This window comes from Brevundimonas sp. D3-1P (assembly GCF_055809335.1).
Genome location: NZ_CM147908.1, coordinates 1,662,078 through 1,678,189, shown reverse-complemented (window position 1 = coordinate 1,678,189; position 16,112 = coordinate 1,662,078). Strand labels below are relative to the sequence as shown.

The window sequence follows — 16,112 nt, the reverse complement described above, 5'->3', positions numbered from 1 at the left end:
GGATGGGGGAGCGGTTCCATGGGGTGCAGGCGCTGCGGTTCGCGGCGGCGACGGCGGTGGTCGCGGCCCACGCCGTGGACCTGGCGGGGACGCGGCTGGGGCTGGCGACCGCGTTCGGCGCCGGGCCGCTGGCGGATTTCGGCGCTGTGGGCGTGGACGTGTTCTTCGTCGTCAGCGGCTTCGTCATCGCCACGACGACGCGGGGACAGGCGGGCGTCGGGGCGGCGGGTGCGTTTCTGTGGCGACGGTTTCGTCGGTTGGCGCCGATCTATTGGCTGCTGTCCCTGCCGATCCTGATCGGCATGGCGCGGGGCGGGACGCTGGCCCCGGACGTGGCGGCGGCGACCTTTCTGTTCTGGCCGTTCAGCGGTCTGGAGATGACGTTTCCGGCGCTGGGGCCGGGGTGGACCCTGTGTTTCGAGATGCTGTTCTACGGCGCGTTCGGCCTGGCGATGGCGGGCGGACGGCGGGTCGGATGGGGATTGGCCGGGGTCTATGGGCTGTTGCTGATCGCGGGATTTTTCGCGGCGGCGCCGGTGCTGAGGTTCTGGGGCGCGCCGATCATTCTGGAGTTCCTGCTGGGCGTCGCGATCGCCGGGGCGTGGCGACGGGCGCCGCGTTGGTCGGGTGTGTGGGCGGTCGGGCTGGCGCTGGCCGGGTTCGGGCTGGGCCTGGTTTTCGGCTATGGCCGGATCGACGGGGTCGAGGCGCTGAACGATCCGGCGACGGGGATGGCGCGGGTGCTGATCTGGGGCCTGCCGGCCGCCCTGCTGGTGTTCGGCGTCGTGCGGATGGAGCGGACGGACGTTGCGCCCGGACCTTTGGCGCGGGCGGCGGCCTTCATGGGGGATGCGTCCTATTCGATCTATCTGACCCATGTGCTGGTGATCCGGGCGCTGGGTCGGCTGTTCGAGAGCGGGATGGTCGCCTTGCCGGGGGATGGGGTGGTGGCGCTGACCGTGCTGGCCAGTCTGGCGGCGGGGGTTGCGGCGCATCTGTGGGTCGAGAGGCCGCTGTTGCGGTTGATGGCGTCGCCAAGACCCCGCGCCTTGCTTCATTCGCCGTCATCCTAGGCCTTGTGCCTAGGATCCATAAACGCCGGCGTTGAGCGGCGAGCACCGTGAGTATGGATCCTCGGGACAGGCCCGAGGATGACGAAGTAAAGGGAAATCCACACGATGGTTTCGATCCGGTGGCCGTTCGGCCAGGCGGGGCGCGGGCGCGCGCCCGAGGCGAAGGAGAGCCGGACGGGCGGGGTGATCGCCCTGTCGGGCGTGGGGCGGCCGCGCTGGACGCCCAACGACTACGCCAGCCTGGCGCGCGAGGGCTATCAGAAGAATGCGGTGGCCTATCGCTGCATCCGCATGATCGCGGAAGCGGCGGCGTCCGCGCCGTTCGCGGTGTTCGTGGACGGGGCGCGAGACGACGGCCATCCGCTGGCCAGACTGATCCGCCGGCCCAATCCCGAACAGTCGGGGGCGGAGCTGATGGAGGCGGTCTATGGGGCGCTGCAGGTGTCGGGCAACGCCTATGTCGAGGCGACCGGCGATGCGGACGGGGACGGGGCGCCGGACGAGCTGTGGGCGCTGCGATCGGACCGGGTGAAGGTGGTTCCCGGCCGGTCGGGCTGGCCCGAGGCGTGGGATTATTCCGTGGACGGACGCTCGGTGCGGATCGGGCGGGCGGCGGACGGCTGGGCGCCGGTGATGCACCTGAAGCTGTGGCACCCGCTGGACGACTGGTACGGGCTGTCGCCGCTGGAGGCGGCGGCGCAAGGGGTGGATGCGCACAATGCGGCCGGCGCCTGGAACAAGGCGCTGCTCGACAATGCGGCGCGGCCGTCGGGCGCGCTGGTCTGCGGCGCGAGGAACGGCGAGCGGCTGACGGACGGGCAGTTCGAGGCGCTGAAGGACCAGCTGTCGAACGTCTACGCCGGGGCGACGAACGCGGGGCGGCCGATCCTGCTGGAGGGCGGGATGGACTGGAAACCGCTGAGCCTGACGCCGGCGGAGATGGATTTCACGGCCGGCAAACATGCGGCGGCGCGCGAGATCGCCCTGGCCTTCGGGGTTCCGCCGCAGCTGCTGGGGATACCGGGGGATGCGACCTACGCCAACTATCGCGAGGCCAATGCGGCCTTCTGGCGGCAGACGGTGATCCCGCTGGTCCGAAAGGCGGCGGGGGCGATGACGGGCTGGCTGGGCGGACGGTTCGCGGGGTGCGAGGTGCGCGCCGACCTGGACGCGGTCTCGGCCCTGCAGCCCGAGCGCGACGCCCTGTGGGCGCGGCTGGAAGCGGCGAGCTTCCTGACGGACGAAGAGCGTCGGCGGATGGCGGGGCTGGGAAGTTGAGTGGCGAGCGGCGAGTGGTCAGTGGCGAGAAAGCGGTGCGTAAGGGCGGCCTGGACGCCTCGTCACTCGCCACTCCTCACTCGACACTTCAAGGAGAGCGACGATGACAGAACATCACATCCGGCGCGTGCCGACGGCCCTGCTGATCGCGGTGGTCGTGCAGACCGTGGGCGGACTGGTCTGGGCGGGCGGGGCGGCGGCGCGGATCGCCACGCTGGAGCAGCGGGTCGGCGAGCAGCGGCTGGTCGCCGAACGGCTGGCGCGACTGGAGGTCCAAGGCGAGGCGACGGCGGCGGCCGTGGAGCGGATCGAGCGGCGGTTGGAGGGGAAATGAGTGGCGAGTGGCGAGTGGCGAGTGACGAGAAGGAAGGGACAGGGCGGCGCGGTTCGCCACAGACCACTCGCCACTCGCCACTCCTGATCGAAGGCTACGCCTCGCTGTGGGGCGTGGCGGACCTGAACGGGGACGTGGTGCAGGCGGGGGCGTTCGCCGACAGTCTGGCCCGGACGGGGGCGGACGGGGTGCGGATGCTGAACCAGCACGACGCGCGGGCGCCGGTCGGGGTGTGGGACGAGCTCCGGGAGGACGCGCGCGGCCTGTTCGTGCGCGGCCGGATCGAGGACTGGTCGGCCGAGGCGCGGTTCGCCGGCGCCCTGAGCCGGGCCGGGGCGCTGGACGGGCTGTCGATCGGATACCGCACGGCGCGGGCGCGGCGTCAGGGACGGCTGCGGGTGTTGAGCGCGGTCGAACTGTGGGAGGTTTCGCTGGTGACGTTTCCCATGCTGCCGGGCGCGCGGTTCAGCGTGGTTTTAGGGCGGGAAGGGTCATGAGCGACAACCACGGGGGGTGCATCCGTGCTTTCTCCTCGACGCTGGCCGGCGACGACACGCACCGCAACTGGCCGGCCGGGGTCGGAGCTTCTGGGATGAAAAAACATTCCGAACACGGCAGCCTCCCGGAGTCATCTTGATTTGGGAAGCGAAATCGGACCCGGCAAGTACCGATTGGCACGTTTCGACAACTACCGGTTCAGCGTGGTCTGAAGGACTGGAAGACGCCCTGGCGGTCCAGGCGGGCGGCGAAATCGGCCAGCTGCGCGCGGCCTTTCTTGCCGTGGGCGGCGCGCAGGACCCAGACGACGCCGACCAGGACCATGACGATCGGCAGGCGCAGGGCGAAGACCAGGATCAGGCCGACCAAGGCCGTCGCCAGATAGAGGCCGACGAAGGTCAGGCCGACGGGAGAGATCGGCTCCAGCGTCGGCGCCGCAGCAGGTTGCGAGCCAAGCGGGACGCCGAAGGTTTTGGCGTGGGATTCGGGGGGCGGTTCCTGTTGCAGGCGTTGGAGGACGCCCGTCGGAACGCCGGGTTTCGCGCGCGGGACGGCCGGGGCGGCTTCGGTCTGGCGCGCGGGGCGATAGGGCACGGACCGCCCATGCTCGTCCACCGTGAAGACCTCTTCGACGGGGACGCTGGAGAAGTCGATGGCGCGGGTGTCGCGGCCATAGCTCCAGCCATGCAGGGCCGTCAGCCGGCCCTGGCGCAGTTCGATCTGAAAACCGACGGGGTCGGCCAGGCCCCGGACCACGGCGTGGACCGTGCCGAACAGGCCGGTGGCGTCGGGATTGGTCGCGCGCCGATTGGCGTCGACCAGGAACTGGGAATAGAGGCCCGCGCCGGTGTTGCGCCGCAGGCCCGGCGAACTGGCGGCGACCTGGCCGGCCAGATCGGGCACGCTGTCGCCCATCTGCCAGACCATCGCCTCCATGACGGCGGCTTCGAGCGGCGCGAGGTGGGCCATCAGAATTCGCCGGTCTTGCGTCCAGCAGGACGAGACAGCCATAGCCGCAGGCAGACGACGGCCATGAGTATCGGCGTCAGGCCGCCGAGGACACCCCAGGCGAAGGCGTAATTGCCGCCGGCGGCCTGGGCCCCCTGGTGCAAGGCGCCTCCGGCCAATTTCGCCAGGCCCGTCACGAAGGCGAAGGCGGCGACTATGCCGAAGAAGCGCCAACGCGACACAGTCTTGAGACCATTTGAGAATGCGCCTGTCGGGAACAGCAAGCTCATCAAGCAGAGCGCGACAAACCACAGACTGGCTTCGTAGACATCGCCGCGTTCGAAGATCGGAGTTGGGAGCATGACAGCCCTCCTTTCGATCCAGGTTAGCGACGGATCGGGCGGCGAACAATCACAGGTTTCGGGCGCGGGCCCGGATCACCGCGTCTTCCGAGGACGCATTCACCGGAGAGATCATGAAAGAGACCAAACAGGCTTCGGGCCATCCCGAGGCGCGCGATGTCGTGCGTGAGATGATGGCGGCGTTCGAGGCGTTCAAGGGGGCCAACGACGTCCGGCTGGACGAGATCGAGAAGAAGGCGGCGGCAGACGTGCTGCTGGAGGAGAAGGTGGCGCGCATCGACCAGGCGATGGCGGCGGCCCAGGCGCGGCTGGATCGGGTGACGAGCCTGGAGCGGCGTCGGGCCATCGGCGGCGAACCGGCCGAGCCCGTATCGGCGCCCGAGGCCAAGGCGGCCTGGGACGGCTATCTGAAGACGGGGCAGTCTGGCGGGCTGGAGGTCAAGGCGGGCCTGTCGGGCGGGGCGACCTCGGGCGGCTATGTCGCGCCCTACGAGACCGAGCGGGCCATCGAACGGCGCCTGATGGCGGCGTCGCCGATGCGCGAGATCGCCACGGTCAGGACGGTCGCGGCGGGCGTGTTCAGAAAGCCGGTCTCGACGGCGGGCGTGGCCTGCGGCTGGGTGGCGGAAACCGCCGCGCGGCCCGAGACGGACCCGGCGACCCTGGCCCTGCTGGAGTTCCCTTCGGCCGATCTCTACGCCAGTCCGGCCGCGACCCAGGCCCTGCTGGACGACGCCATGGTCGACCTGGACGAATGGCTGGCGGCCGAGGTCGAGGACGCCTTCGCCGCCCAGGAGACGCAAGCCTTCGTGGGTGGCGACGGGACCAACAAGCCGAAGGGCTTCCTGGCCTATCCGACCACGGCGGACGCGGGCCAGACCTGGGGCCAGATCGGCTATGTCGCCTCGGGCGCCGCGGGCGGGTTCGCGGCCGCCAATCCGGCGGATCGGCTGATCGACCTGATCTATGCGCCCAAGGCCCAGTATCGGCCGAACGGGCGGTTCGTGATGAACAGGAAGACGGTCTCGGCGGTGCGCAAGTTCAAGGACGCGGACGGCAATTACATCTGGCAGCCGGCGACGCGGCTGGGCGAGACGGCGTCGCTGCTGGGCTATCCGATCACCGAGATCGAGACCATGCCGGACGTGGCGGCCAACAGCCTGTCCATCGCCTTCGGCGACTTCCAGCGGGGGTATCTGATCGTGGACCGGGCGGGGGTCAGGGTGCTGCGCGATCCGTTCACGGCCAAGCCCTATGTGCTGTTCTACACGACGAAACGGGTCGGCGGCGGGGTGCAGAACTTCGACGCGATCAAGGTGATGAAGTTCGCCGCGACGTAGTCGCGGAGTGACGAATGGTCAGCGGCGGGTGGTCGCTGACCAGGTGAAGAGTGCAAGTGAGCAAGGGGTGAGCGCGTCCGTTCGCGCAGATCGCTCACCCCTACGCTCACTCGCACTTTCACTTTCCAAAAATGGAGGTGACACATGGCGCAACCGGTGACGGCGGCGGAGGCGAAGCTGTTTCTGCGGGTCGAGCACGAGGCCGAGGACGGGCTGATCCAGACCTTGACCGCGGCGGCCCAGGCGCGGGTGGAGGCGGATGTGGGGTTGAGCCTGACCTCTACCTCTCCGGCGCCGCTGAGGCTGGCGATCCTGATGCTGGTGCTGCGGGCCTATGAGCGGGGCGATCCCGAGATGACGATGGAGCCGGTCGAGGGCTGGGTCGCGCCCTATCGCGCGGTGCGGCTGTGAGACTGCTGGCGGGGCTGTTTCAGCCGGTGGAGGCCGAGACGCCGTACGGCGGGCGGGCGGTCAGTTTCGAGGCGGTCGGATCGGCCTGGCTGAAGTGCGGGACGCGGCGACGGGTCGAGCGCGGCGAGGGCGATCAGCGGCGAACGGTCGAGACGATGCAGGCCGAGGCGCGGGCCGATCCGCGCCTGGCGGTCGGCCGGACGCTGCGCTTCGGCGGGGCGGACTGGACGATCCGGGTGATCGAGGATCGGCGGCCGGGACGGGTCGAACTGGCGCTGGAGCGGATGCGATGAAGGACCACGAGGGCGCGCTGCAGAAGGCGATGCTGGCGGCGCTGAAGGCCGATCCGGCCCTGTCGGCCCTGGTGCAGGGCCGGGTGTTCGATCAGCCGGGGCCGGATGCGACCTGCCCCCATCTGGCGCTGGGCCGGTGCGAAAGCCGGCCCGTCGCGGCGGACGGCGGCGGGGTGGAGCAGCGGCTGACGCTGACGGGCGTGTCGCGTTTCGCCGGGTCCGAGGAGGCCAAGGCGATGGCGGCGGCCGTGCGCGCGTGTCTGCACGAGACGACGCTGGAGGCCGACGGGGTGCGGACGACGACCCTGCGGGCGACCTTCGCCGATGTCTTCCCGGCCGGCGACGGGCGGCGGACCTATGCGGTGGTGCGGCTGAGGGCGGTGACGGAAGAAGTGACGAGCGGTTAGCGGCGAGTGGGGAGTGGAACAGTGAAGAGTGCTAGTGAGCAAGCGGTGAGCCAAAGAGCGTGGCGGAAACGCTCACCCCTTGCTCACTCGCCCTTTTCACCAAGCCGTTTCACGTCTTGAGAGAGGACTGAGAAATGACCGCACAGGCGGGCAAGGACATGCTGCTGAAGATCGAGGGCGCGCCCGGGGTCTTCGTCACGGTGGCGGGATTGAGGGCGCGGACCATCTCGCTGAACGCCCGGACGGTGGACGCGACCGACGGCGACAGCGCCGGGCGGTGGCGCGAACTGCTGGCGGGCGCGGGCGTCAGGTCGGCGGCCGTCTCGGGGCAGGGGATATTCCGCGACGCGGCGTCGGACGCCCTGGTGCGGGAGGCCTTCTTCGACCAGGCGGCGAAGCGGTGGCGGCTGATCGTGCCGGACTTCGGCGTGCTGGAAGGGCCGTTCCTGGTCGCGGCGCTGGAATACGCCGGCGAGCATGAAGGGGAGGCGACCTTCGCCCTGAGCCTGGCCAGCGCGGGGGCGATCGGGTTCAGCGCAGTCTGATCCTCCACCGCGATAGCGGGGGAGGGGGACCATGCGCAGCATGGTGGAGGGGGCGGACGCGGACCCGCACGTGGATGTCAGGCGACGGAATTGGGTTTCGCCCCCTCCACCGCTTCGCGGTCCCCCTCCCCCGTTTTGCTGCGCTTCACGGGGGAGGACTATAAGATGAACGCAGCGAGGGGCGAGGCGGTCGTGACGCTGGGCGGCGAAGGGCGGCGGGTCTGTCTGACGCTGGGGGCGCTGGCGGAGATCGAGACGGGGTTGGGCGTCGACGGGCTGGAAGACGTGGCGGCGCGGATGAAGACGCTGTCGGCCAGGGACCTGATGGTGGTGCTGGCGGCGGTGCTGCGCGGAGGCGGCGAGGCGGCCGTGGATGTCGCGGGCGTCGATCCGCGCGAGGCGGCCGAGGCCGTGGCGCGGGCCTTTGCGGCCGCCGCCGGTCGGGCCGGAGGATGACGGGCGCGACGCCGTGGGGCGAGATGCTGAGGCGGGCGGCCGGGCTGGGCGTGGCGCCGGAGGGCTTCTGGCGGCTGTCTCTGAAGGAATGGCGGATGCTGACCGAGGCGCCGCGCGGGGCCGCGCCGATGGGCCGACAGGGACTGACGCGATTGATGGAGGCTTGGCCGGATGGCGGATGAGTTCGGGCGCGACCGGATCGACGATGTGGCGATGCGGGCCGCCGAGGCGGGGGCGGCGCTGGAGGCGCTGAAAGGCCCGGCGGAGGCGGCGGCCGACGCCATTCAGGACGCCTTCGGCCGGGCGGGCGACAGCCTGACGCGGTCGCTGGCGCGGGCGGCGGCGGACGGGGAGGTGTCGCTGGCCGAACTGGCGCGGGCGGTGCTGAACGCGGTCAATGCGGCGGCCGGGCCGAACGGCGGCGGGCTGAGCGCCGCGATCCAGGCGGCGATGTCCGGTTTCGGCTCCGGCTTCGGGGGCGCGCGGGCGGACGGCGGGCCGGTGCTGGCGGGCGGCGCCTATCTGGTCGGGGAACGCGGGCCGGAGGTGTTCCGACCCGCGACGGGCGGCGAGATCGGGCCGGTCTCGGGCGGCGGGGTGACGGTCAATGTGGCGGTGGACGGCGGGGCGCCGGCGCTGCTGCGGTCGGAAGCGCAGATCGCCCAGATGCTGGCGCGGGCCGTCAGCCTGGGCGCGCGGCGGATGTGAGGGGCGAACGGGGCGAACAGTAAGCGAGGGGCGAGGGGTGGGCGAGGCGCGCCCAGGTCAGATCACCCCTTGCTCACTGGCGCGCCTCGCTGAAATCACTCGCCCTTGGGGTTGGGGCCGAAACGGTTGTCGCCCTTCTGGCTGTCGGTCACGCCGATCCAGATCAGGAAGGCCAGCGGCAGCAGGCCGGCCAGGACGAAGGCGCCGACGCCGGGGCCCATTAGGGCGAAGACGGCCGCCGGATTGTTTTCGTAATAGTTCTCCGAATAGCCGCTGGCGACGGCGGCCCCGACCGTCATGGCGAAGCCGACGATCATGAAGACGATGGAGCCGACCCAGGGAATGGCGATCAGCCAGCCGGTCCTGCCCATGTCGTGCAGCCGCTTCACCGAAATGGCCAGGTTGGGCCAGAGGAGGACGAAGCCGAGCAGGTTGACGATCGGAATCCAGCCGATGACGACATTGACGCCCAGCAGGATCAGCCAGCCGATCCAGAAATGGGTCCGGCGGGTGCGCCCTTCGAACGACAGGAACAGCTTCTGCCAATCGAAGCCGGCGACGTCGGTCGCGGTGGAGCTGACGTAGCCGCCGGCGACGCCGGTCGTGGTCGCAGTCCCCGCCAGGATCAGGATCTGGGTGGCGGTCGCGCCTTCGGGCACGAAGTCGACGCGGACGCCGGCGGCGGGGACGGCGGCCGATTGCAGGGCGGCCGAAGCGAAGTCGTAGCGCACGCCGTCGTCGCCGCTGATCAAACCTGTTCCCGTGATGGTGTCGTAGCTGAGAATCTCGCCGCGCAAACCCGTCGCTCCCTTTGGGCATTCGGCCGAGGCTGGCCGTGGGGCGAGCATGGACGACCGGCGATCCCTGAACAAGTGAAAGAGAGGAAAGGTGCATGGCCTTTCATGAGGTGCGCCTGCCCGCGCGGCTGGCGTTCGGTTCGACCGGCGGGGTCGAGCGCCGGACCGAGATCGCGACGCTGGCGTCCGGGCACGAGCGGCGTTCGACGCCCTGGGCGCTGGGGCGCAGGCGCTATCTGATCGGGGCGAACCTGAGGTCGCTGGACGACATGGCCGAACTGACCGCCTTCTTCGAAGCGCGGCGCGGACGGCTGTACGGGTTCCGGTTCAAGGACTTTGCCGATTTCAAGTCGTGCGCGCCGGGCGGGACGATCGCGGCGACGGATCAGGCGCTGGGCGTCGGGGACGGGACGCGCACGACGTTCGGCCTGATCAAGCGATACGGCGACGTGGAGCGGCCCATCGCCAAGCCGGTCGAAGGCTCTGTGCGGCTGGCGGTCGGCGGGGTGGAGACGACGTATTTCACGCTCGATGCGACGACCGGGGCGGCGACGCTGGCGGTCGCGCCGGGGGCGGGGGTCCCGGTGACGGCGGGCTTCCTGTTCGACACGCCGGTCCGGTTCGATTCGGACCGGATCGAGACGACGCTGGAAAGCTTCGACGCCGGGCGGATGGCGGCGGTTCCGCTGATCGAGGTGAGGGGGTGAGCGGCGTGGCGAGTGGCGAGGGGCGAGTGGCGAGTGACGAGTGAGCGAGGGGTGAGCGAAGGCTTTGGTCCTGCTGCGCGCCTGATCGAGGGCGACCTCAATCACTCCTCGCCACTCGCCCCTCGTCACAGAGCGAAAGCGACACATGAGACAGATACCCGATGAAATGGCCGCCCGCATCGAAAGCGGGGCGGCGAGGCTTTGCCATGTCTGGCGGCTGGCGCGGGCCGACGGCGTGGTGCTGGGCTTCACCGACCATGACCGCGATCTGACCGTGGACGGCGCGACCTGTCGCGCGGCCAGCGGCTGGACGGCGGGGGCGGGCGAGAGCGCGGTCGGGCTGGCGGCCGGGTCGGCGTCGGCGGCGGGGGCGCTGGACGGGACGCTGGACGGGGCGGCCATCACCGAGGCGGACGTGACGGCGGGGCTTTACGATGCGGCGACGGTCGAGCTGTGGCGCGTGGACTGGTCGCGGCCGGACCTGAAGGTGCGGCTGTGGGTCGGGACGCTGGCGCGGATCCGGCGCGAAGGGGGCGGCTTCGTCGCCGAGCTGGAAGGGCCGCTGGCCCAGCTGGAGCGGGTGGTCGGGCGGACCTATGGCCGGATGTGCGATGCGCGGCTGGGCGACGCGCGGTGCGGGGTCGCGGAGCCGGCGGGGCGCGCCTGCGACAAGCGATGGGAGACCTGCGTCGGGACGTTCGGCAACGGCGTCAATTTTCGCGGCTTTCCGGACGTGCCCGGCGACGACTTCCTGACGGCCTGGCCGGCGGGAAGCGGGCGCAATGACGGCGGGAGCCGGCGGTGAGTGCGGCCGTCATCGTCGCGCGGGGCTGGCTGGGGACGCCGTATCGGCATCAGGCCAGCGTGAGGGGCGCAGGCGCGGACTGTCTGGGGCTGGTGCGCGGGGTGTGGCGCGAGGTCGTGGGCGAGGAGCCGGAGGCCGTGGCGCCCTATTCGGCGGACTGGGCCGAGACAGGCGGGCGCGAGACCTTGCTGGAGGCGGCGGGGCGGTGGATGCGGCCCGTCGCCATTGAAGCGATGCGGCCGGGGGACGTGCTGCTGTTTCGGATGTCGCCGGGGGCGGCGGTGAAACACTGCAGCATCCTGAGCGCGGACGACGGGCCGGAGCCCAGGATGATCCACGCCTATTGGGGGCGGGCCGTGGTCGAAAGCTGGATGGGCGTCTGGTGGCGGCGGCGGCTGGTCGCCGTGTTTCGCTTTCCCGAGGAGGGGTGAATGGCGCAGGTGGTGCTGAGCGCGGTCGGGCAGTCGCTCGGCGGATCGGTCGGACGGGTGATCGGTTCGACCCTCGGGCGGGCGATCGACAACCGGGTGGTCGCCTCGCTGGGACCGGCGCGCCAGATCGGGCCGCGCATCGAGACGTTGAAGGTCCAGGGGACGGCGGAAGGGGCGCCGATGGCCTGCGTGTTCGGCCGGGCCAGGGCGACGGGCCAGGTGATCTGGGCCGCGCGGTTTCTGGAGGGCAAGAACAAGGGCCGGGCGGGCAAGGGCGGGCCCAAGACGGTCGACTATGTCTATTCGCTGAGTTTCGCCGTGGCCCTATGCGAAGGCGAGATCGACGGGGTCGGGCGTGTCTGGGCCGACGGGCGGCCGATGAACATGACCGGGGTGGTCATGCGGGTGCATCGCGGGGGCGAGGACCAGACGCCGGATCCGTTGATAGAGGCGGTCGAGCGGGATGCTCCGGCGTATCGCGGGACGGCCTATGTGGTTTTCGAGGACCTGCCGCTGGGGCCGTTCGGGGATCGCGTTCCGCAACTGAGCTTCGAGGTGTTCCGGCGGCCGCGCGGGGCGACGCCGCGTCTGGAGGATCGGCTGGAAGGGGTGTGCCTGATCCCCGGCGCGGGGGAGTTCGCCCTGGCGACCGAGGCCGTGCTGAGACGCGAGGGGCTGACGCGGACGGCGGCCGAGAATGTGCATAACGGCGAGGGGCGGGCGGACCTGCTGGCGTCGCTGGACCAGCTTCAGGCGCAACTGCCGAATCTGAAACGGGTCAGCCTGGTGGTCGGCTGGTTCGGGAGCGATCCGAGGGCCGGCGAATGCCGCGTGCGGCCGGGGGTGGAGCGGCGCGACAAGCCGACGGAGCCGATGGAATGGTCCGCAGCGGGGGTCGGGCGCGCAGAAGCCTATGAGATCAGCCGGGTGGACGGTGCGCCGGCCTATGGCGGCACGCCGTCGGACGAGAGCGTGCGCCAGGCGATCCGTGAACTGAAGGCGCGCGGGCTAGAGGTCACGCTGTATCCGTTCGTCTTCATGGATTGCCCCGGCTATCCGTGGCGGGGGCGCGTGGCGGGCGTGGACGGGGCGGGGGCGGGCGATCAGATCGCGGCCCTGTTCGGGACGGCGGACGGTTGGGGCCTGCGTCGGATGGCGCTGCACTACGCCCGGATCGCCGCCGAGGAAGGGGCGGACGGCCTGCTGATCGGGTCGGAGATGCGGGGCGCGACCTGGACGCGGGACGCCGACGGCGGTTTTCCGGCGGTCGATCAGTTCCGGGCGCTGGCGGCGGAATGCCGGGCGGTGGTCGGGGCGGGGGTGAAACTGTCCTATGCGGCCGACTGGAGCGAGTATTTCGGACGGCAGGCGGGCGGGGAGGTGCTGTTCCACCTCGATCCGCTGTGGGCCGATGCGAACATCGACCATGTGTCCATCGACTGGTATCCGCCGCTGACCGACTGGCGCGAAGCCGACGGCGGCGTGGACGCCGCCGCCTTCGACGGGGCGGCGGACCCGGCCTATCTGGCGGCGGGGGTCGCGGGCGGAGACGGCTTCGACTGGTTCTACGCCAGCGAGGCGGACCGGTCCGTCCAGACGCGGACGCCCATCGTCGACGCGGCGCACGGCGAGGACTGGCTGTTCCGACCCAAGGACCTGAAGGGGTGGTGGTCGAACCTTCATCACGACCGGCCGGGCGGGGCGCGTTCGGCGACGCCGACGCCCTGGGTTCCGGGGATGAAGCCGGTCAGGCTGTCGGAGTTCGGCTGCGCGGCGGTGGACCGGGGCGGCAATGCGCCCAACCTGTTCCAGGACCCCAAGAGCACCGAAAGCCATCTGCCGCCGGCCTCGACCGGGGCGCGCGACGATGCGGTGCAGCGGGCGGCGCTGGAGGCGGTGCTGGCGCATTTCGACAAGGCCGGGAACAATCCGCTGTCGGCGGTCTATGGCGGGCCGATGCTGGAGGCGGCGGACGCCTGGTGCTGGGACGCCAGGCCCTATCCGGCCTTTCCGGCGCGGGCGGACGTCTGGGCCGATGCGGGAGCGTGGCGGGCCGGGCACTGGCTGAACGGACGGCTGGCGGGCGACGGGTCCGACCTGATCGCGGCGGTGCTGGCGCGCGGCGGCCTGGGGCCGGAGGAGATGTCGGTGGAGGGCGTCGAAGGGGCGGCGGCCGGCTATGTCATCGACCGGCCGATGCGGACGCGCGACACGCTGGAGCCGCTGCTGGCCGCCTTCGACGCGGTGGCGGCCGAACGCGACGGACGGGTCGCGGTCAGGGGGCGGGTCGCGGTCGAGGGCGCCTTGGCGGCGCAGGCCCTGGCCCTGCCCGAGCGGGGCGCATCGATCAGCGCGACACGGACGCTGGAGGCGCGGCCTGCCGTGGCGCGGGTGCGCTTCATCGATGAGACGGCGGACTATCAGACCGGAGCGGTGGTCGTGCGGTCCGACGATCTGGCGGCGATGGGCGGCGGGGTCGATCTGGACCTGCCGGTGGTCTGCGGCGGCGGGCTGGCCAAGGCGGCGGCGCTGGAGGCGCTGGCGGGCGAAGGCGTGGAGGCGGTGACGGCGGCCCTGGGGCCGCTGGAGGCGATGCGTCTGGAGCCGGGCGACGTGGTGGAGTTGGAAGGGCATGCGGGCGACTGGCGCGTGATGCGTCTGACGGCGGACGAGACCCCCTCGGCCGTGCTGGAGCCGGCGACGACGCGCGGGCGGATCGAGGACGGCGGCGGCTGGCGCGGGGGCGAGGCGCCGGCGGTGGTCGGGGCGCCGTTCCTGAAGATTCTGGACCTGCCGCCGCTGATGGGGGCGGAGGACGACGGGCGGCCGGTGGTCGCGGCGGCGGCGGACCCGTGGCGGACGATGCGGCTGCACGCCGGGGCCGATGCGGGCGTGCTGACGCCGCGCGCGGACGTGGAGACGGCGGCGATGGTCGGGGCCCTGGTCCAGCCGCTGGCGCCGGGGGTGCGTCATCGCTGGGACACGGCGAACGCCGTCGTCTTGCGCATCGAGGGCGGAGAGCCGGAAAGCGCGGTCGAGACGGCGGTGCTGGGCGGCGCCAACGCCCTGGCGGTCGAGACGGCGGCGGGCTGGGAGGTGATCCAGTACCGGTCGGCGGCGCTGGCGGGACCGGGCGAATGGCGGTTGACGGGCCTGTTGCGCGGTCAGCAGGGGACCGAGGTCGAGATGCGCGCCGGGGCGCCTGTCGGAGCGGCGGCGGTGGTCCTGGACGGCCGTCTGGCGCGGGCCGAGATCGGGCGGGGCGAGCGGGGCCTGCCGCTGATCTGCCGCGCGGGTCCGGCGGGCGCGGCGCCGGGGGGCGTCGGGTTCACGGAGATCGGCTTCACCCCGGCGGGGGTTCATGCGCGGCCGTGGTCTCCGTGCGGCCTGAGCGTCGAGCCGACCGCGGCGGGACGGAGGGTGCGGTGGACGCCGCGCGTTCGGCTGTATGGCGACGGCTGGGACGGCGAGCCGGCGGCGGTCGATCCCTTGCGGTTCCGCGTCCGGGTGCTGGACGAGCGTGGCCCCCTGCGGACCTTCGAGACGCAGGGGACCAGCCTGCTCTATCCGGCCGAGGCGTTCGCGGCGGATTTTCCGTTGGGGGCGACGGGCGGCGCCCGGATCGCCGCCGCCCAGTGGGGCGAAGGCTTCGGCTGGGGCGCCGAGGCGGAAATCGGCCTGGTCTGACGAAATATGACGGGCCCGGCCCTTTGCGGGGGCGGGGGCATGGCTTAACTGACGGCCCATCGGTTTTCAGTTGGAGCGACAACGGACGTGGCAGGCGATCCCTACAAGGAACTGGGCGTTTCGAAGGGTGCGAGCGCGGACGAGGTCAAGAAGGCGTACCGGAAGCTCGCCAAGGAGCTGCACCCGGACAAGAACCCCGGCGACAAGATTACCGAGGACAAGTTCAAGCGCGTGACCGCCGCCTTCGACATCCTGGGCGACAAGGAGAAGCGCGCCAAATACGACGCCGGTCAGATCGACGGCGACGGCAATGAACAGTATCGCGGCTTCGGCGGCGGCGGCCGCGCCGGCGGAAATCCGTTCGGCCAGGGGGGCAATCCCTTCGGCCAGGGCGGCGGATTCGCGGGCGGCGGCGGGCCGGGGGGTCGGGCCAGCTTCGACGGCGTCGACCTGGACGACCTGTTCGGCATGTTCGGCGGGGCGGGGCGTCAGCGCGGCGCGCGGGACTTCGCCGCGCGCGGCCAGGACGTGAAGGCGACGCTGGACGTCAGCCTGGAAGACGCCATCGCCGGCGCCACGCGGCGCATCCAGTTCTCGGACGGACGCACCCTGGACGTGACCATCCCCAAGGGGGCGTCCGACGGCCAGACCATCCGTCTGCGCGGCCAGGGCGCGCCGGGGCGGGGCGCCGAGAACGGCGACGCCCTGATCGAACTGCGGATCGAGCCGCATCCGATCTATCGCCGCGAGGGGGCGGACCTGACGATGGACCTGGCCGTGTCGGTGCCCGACGCCGTACTGGGGGCCAAGGTGCGGGTGCCGACGCCGGAAGGGGCGGTGCAGATGACCATTCCCGCGGGCTCGAACTCGGGCAAGGTGCTGCGGCTGAAGGGACGTGGGGCGTTCGACAAGGGACGGCGCGGCGACCTGCTGGCCCGGCTGGTGGTGACATTGCCGGACGAGCCGGACGAGGCGCTGACCCGGTTCGCCGAGGACTGGCGGGCCAAGCGGCCCTATACGCCCGGGCGCTGA

The 16,112-nt window shown here is 71.5% G+C and carries 20 protein-coding genes; 17 read left to right on the top strand and 3 right to left on the bottom strand.

Going from position 1 to position 16,112, the window contains the following annotated elements:
* Positions 1 to 2: 2 nt before the first annotated feature.
* From AC0L6G_RS08555 to AC0L6G_RS08540, 4 genes are all read left to right on the top strand, one after another.
* Positions 3 to 1,073 carry an acyltransferase family protein gene (locus AC0L6G_RS08555; RefSeq protein ID WP_473251912.1) on the top strand — a complete coding sequence of 357 codons (1,071 nt, stop codon included), beginning with the start codon at positions 3 to 5 and terminating at the stop codon, positions 1,071 to 1,073.
* Between the two features lie 105 nt (positions 1,074 to 1,178).
* The gene (locus AC0L6G_RS08550; RefSeq protein WP_293828849.1) at positions 1,179 to 2,351 is read left to right on the top strand and encodes a phage portal protein; all 1,173 of its coding nucleotides are present in this window, start codon (positions 1,179 to 1,181) and stop codon (positions 2,349 to 2,351) included.
* A gap of 103 nt (positions 2,352 to 2,454) precedes the next feature.
* Entirely contained in the window at positions 2,455 to 2,685 is a 231-nt protein-coding gene (locus tag AC0L6G_RS08545; protein ID WP_153926101.1) for a hypothetical protein, read from the top strand.
* An 83-nt stretch (positions 2,686 to 2,768) separates the two neighbouring features.
* Positions 2,769 to 3,182 (top strand): HK97 family phage prohead protease, encoded by a 414-nt coding sequence (locus AC0L6G_RS08540; protein WP_291535861.1) that lies wholly within the window; start codon positions 2,769 to 2,771, stop codon positions 3,180 to 3,182.
* A gap of 199 nt (positions 3,183 to 3,381) precedes the next feature.
* On the opposite strand, the gene AC0L6G_RS08535 is transcribed toward AC0L6G_RS08540, so the two are convergent.
* A complete protein-coding gene (locus AC0L6G_RS08535) occupies positions 3,382 to 4,152 on the bottom strand; it encodes a hypothetical protein (protein WP_293828843.1) in 771 nt (256 codons plus the stop codon).
* Positions 4,152 to 4,493 carry a hypothetical protein gene (locus tag AC0L6G_RS08530; protein ID WP_293828842.1) on the bottom strand — a complete coding sequence of 114 codons (342 nt, stop codon included), beginning with the start codon at positions 4,491 to 4,493 and terminating at the stop codon, positions 4,152 to 4,154. Before AC0L6G_RS08530 ends, AC0L6G_RS08535 begins: the two co-directional genes overlap by 1 nt.
* Before the next feature lie 113 nt (positions 4,494 to 4,606).
* On the opposite strand from AC0L6G_RS08530, the gene AC0L6G_RS08525 reads away from it, so the two are divergent.
* The 8 genes from AC0L6G_RS08525 (at position 4,607) to AC0L6G_RS08490 (ending at position 8,653) form a co-directional block, all read left to right on the top strand.
* Positions 4,607 to 5,833 carry a phage major capsid protein gene (locus AC0L6G_RS08525; protein WP_473251911.1) on the top strand — a complete coding sequence of 409 codons (1,227 nt, stop codon included), beginning with the start codon at positions 4,607 to 4,609 and terminating at the stop codon, positions 5,831 to 5,833.
* Positions 5,834 to 5,977: 144 nt separating this feature from the next.
* Complete coding sequence (locus AC0L6G_RS08520; protein WP_473251910.1) at positions 5,978 to 6,244, top strand: head-tail connector protein; 267 nt, start codon at positions 5,978 to 5,980, stop codon at positions 6,242 to 6,244.
* Complete coding sequence (locus AC0L6G_RS08515) at positions 6,241 to 6,537, top strand: phage head-tail adapter protein (protein ID WP_473251909.1); 297 nt, start codon at positions 6,241 to 6,243, stop codon at positions 6,535 to 6,537. The genes AC0L6G_RS08520 and AC0L6G_RS08515 overlap by 4 nt, the downstream gene beginning before the upstream one ends.
* Positions 6,534 to 6,944: a DUF3168 domain-containing protein gene (locus tag AC0L6G_RS08510; protein WP_473251908.1), complete on the top strand. Its 411-nt coding sequence runs from the start codon at positions 6,534 to 6,536 to the stop codon at positions 6,942 to 6,944. Before AC0L6G_RS08515 ends, AC0L6G_RS08510 begins: the two co-directional genes overlap by 4 nt.
* Positions 6,945 to 7,078: 134 nt before the next feature.
* Entirely contained in the window at positions 7,079 to 7,489 is a 411-nt protein-coding gene (locus tag AC0L6G_RS08505; RefSeq protein WP_473251907.1) for a phage major tail protein, TP901-1 family, read from the top strand.
* A 165-nt stretch (positions 7,490 to 7,654) separates the two neighbouring features.
* On the top strand, positions 7,655 to 7,945 hold the full coding sequence (locus tag AC0L6G_RS08500; RefSeq protein ID WP_473251906.1) for a GTA-gp10 family protein: 291 nt from the start codon (positions 7,655 to 7,657) through the stop codon (positions 7,943 to 7,945).
* The gene (locus AC0L6G_RS08495; protein WP_293828845.1) at positions 7,942 to 8,127 is read left to right on the top strand and encodes a phage tail assembly chaperone; all 186 of its coding nucleotides are present in this window, start codon (positions 7,942 to 7,944) and stop codon (positions 8,125 to 8,127) included. Before AC0L6G_RS08500 ends, AC0L6G_RS08495 begins: the two co-directional genes overlap by 4 nt.
* Positions 8,117 to 8,653: a phage tail tape measure protein gene (locus AC0L6G_RS08490; protein WP_473251905.1), complete on the top strand. Its 537-nt coding sequence runs from the start codon at positions 8,117 to 8,119 to the stop codon at positions 8,651 to 8,653. The genes AC0L6G_RS08495 and AC0L6G_RS08490 overlap by 11 nt, the downstream gene beginning before the upstream one ends.
* Positions 8,654 to 8,748: 95 nt before the next feature.
* Here AC0L6G_RS08490 and AC0L6G_RS08485 read toward each other — a convergent pair whose 3' ends face one another.
* The gene (locus tag AC0L6G_RS08485) at positions 8,749 to 9,450 is read right to left on the bottom strand and encodes a DUF805 domain-containing protein (protein ID WP_473251904.1); all 702 of its coding nucleotides are present in this window, start codon (positions 9,448 to 9,450) and stop codon (positions 8,749 to 8,751) included.
* Positions 9,451 to 9,545: 95 nt separating this feature from the next.
* Here AC0L6G_RS08485 and AC0L6G_RS08480 point away from each other — a divergent pair, with 95 nt between their 5' ends.
* The 5 genes from AC0L6G_RS08480 (at position 9,546) to AC0L6G_RS08460 (ending at position 16,112) form a co-directional block, all read left to right on the top strand.
* Positions 9,546 to 10,157, top strand: coding sequence for a phage distal tail protein, Rcc01695 family (locus AC0L6G_RS08480; RefSeq protein WP_473251903.1), 612 nt, complete (start codon positions 9,546 to 9,548; stop codon positions 10,155 to 10,157).
* A gap of 145 nt (positions 10,158 to 10,302) precedes the next feature.
* Positions 10,303 to 10,962: a baseplate hub domain-containing protein gene (locus AC0L6G_RS08475; protein WP_473251902.1), complete on the top strand. Its 660-nt coding sequence runs from the start codon at positions 10,303 to 10,305 to the stop codon at positions 10,960 to 10,962.
* Positions 10,959 to 11,393 (top strand): NlpC/P60 family protein, encoded by a 435-nt coding sequence (locus AC0L6G_RS08470; RefSeq protein WP_473251901.1) that lies wholly within the window; start codon positions 10,959 to 10,961, stop codon positions 11,391 to 11,393. The genes AC0L6G_RS08475 and AC0L6G_RS08470 overlap by 4 nt, the downstream gene beginning before the upstream one ends.
* Positions 11,394 to 15,080, top strand: coding sequence for a baseplate multidomain protein megatron (locus AC0L6G_RS08465; protein WP_473251900.1), 3,687 nt, complete (start codon positions 11,394 to 11,396; stop codon positions 15,078 to 15,080).
* Between the two features lie 87 nt (positions 15,081 to 15,167).
* On the top strand, positions 15,168 to 16,112 hold the full coding sequence (locus tag AC0L6G_RS08460; RefSeq protein WP_473251899.1) for a DnaJ C-terminal domain-containing protein: 945 nt from the start codon (positions 15,168 to 15,170) through the stop codon (positions 16,110 to 16,112).

Bases quoted from the DNA above. Each gene is read 5' to 3' on its own strand.
- AC0L6G_RS08510 (WP_473251908.1), top strand. From the start codon at position 6,534: ATGAAGGACCACGAGGGCGCGCTGCAGAAGGCGATGCTGGCGGCGCTG.
- AC0L6G_RS08520 (WP_473251910.1), top strand. From the start codon at position 5,978: ATGGCGCAACCGGTGACGGCGGCGGAGGCGAAGCTGTTTCTGCGGGTC.
- AC0L6G_RS08530 (WP_293828842.1), bottom strand. From the start codon at position 4,493: ATGCTCCCAACTCCGATCTTCGAACGCGGCGATGTCTACGAAGCCAGT.
- AC0L6G_RS08495 (WP_293828845.1), top strand. From the start codon at position 7,942: ATGACGGGCGCGACGCCGTGGGGCGAGATGCTGAGGCGGGCGGCCGGG.
- AC0L6G_RS08490 (WP_473251905.1), top strand. From the start codon at position 8,117: ATGGCGGATGAGTTCGGGCGCGACCGGATCGACGATGTGGCGATGCGG.
- AC0L6G_RS08555 (WP_473251912.1), top strand. From the start codon at position 3: ATGGGGGAGCGGTTCCATGGGGTGCAGGCGCTGCGGTTCGCGGCGGCG.
- AC0L6G_RS08465 (WP_473251900.1), top strand. From the start codon at position 11,394: ATGGCGCAGGTGGTGCTGAGCGCGGTCGGGCAGTCGCTCGGCGGATCG.
- AC0L6G_RS08480 (WP_473251903.1), top strand. From the start codon at position 9,546: ATGGCCTTTCATGAGGTGCGCCTGCCCGCGCGGCTGGCGTTCGGTTCG.
- AC0L6G_RS08525 (WP_473251911.1), top strand. From the start codon at position 4,607: ATGAAAGAGACCAAACAGGCTTCGGGCCATCCCGAGGCGCGCGATGTC.
- AC0L6G_RS08550 (WP_293828849.1), top strand. From the start codon at position 1,179: ATGGTTTCGATCCGGTGGCCGTTCGGCCAGGCGGGGCGCGGGCGCGCG.
- AC0L6G_RS08500 (WP_473251906.1), top strand. From the start codon at position 7,655: ATGAACGCAGCGAGGGGCGAGGCGGTCGTGACGCTGGGCGGCGAAGGG.
- AC0L6G_RS08475 (WP_473251902.1), top strand. From the start codon at position 10,303: ATGAGACAGATACCCGATGAAATGGCCGCCCGCATCGAAAGCGGGGCG.
- AC0L6G_RS08545 (WP_153926101.1), top strand. From the start codon at position 2,455: ATGACAGAACATCACATCCGGCGCGTGCCGACGGCCCTGCTGATCGCG.
- AC0L6G_RS08505 (WP_473251907.1), top strand. From the start codon at position 7,079: ATGACCGCACAGGCGGGCAAGGACATGCTGCTGAAGATCGAGGGCGCG.
- AC0L6G_RS08535 (WP_293828843.1), bottom strand. From the start codon at position 4,152: ATGGCCCACCTCGCGCCGCTCGAAGCCGCCGTCATGGAGGCGATGGTC.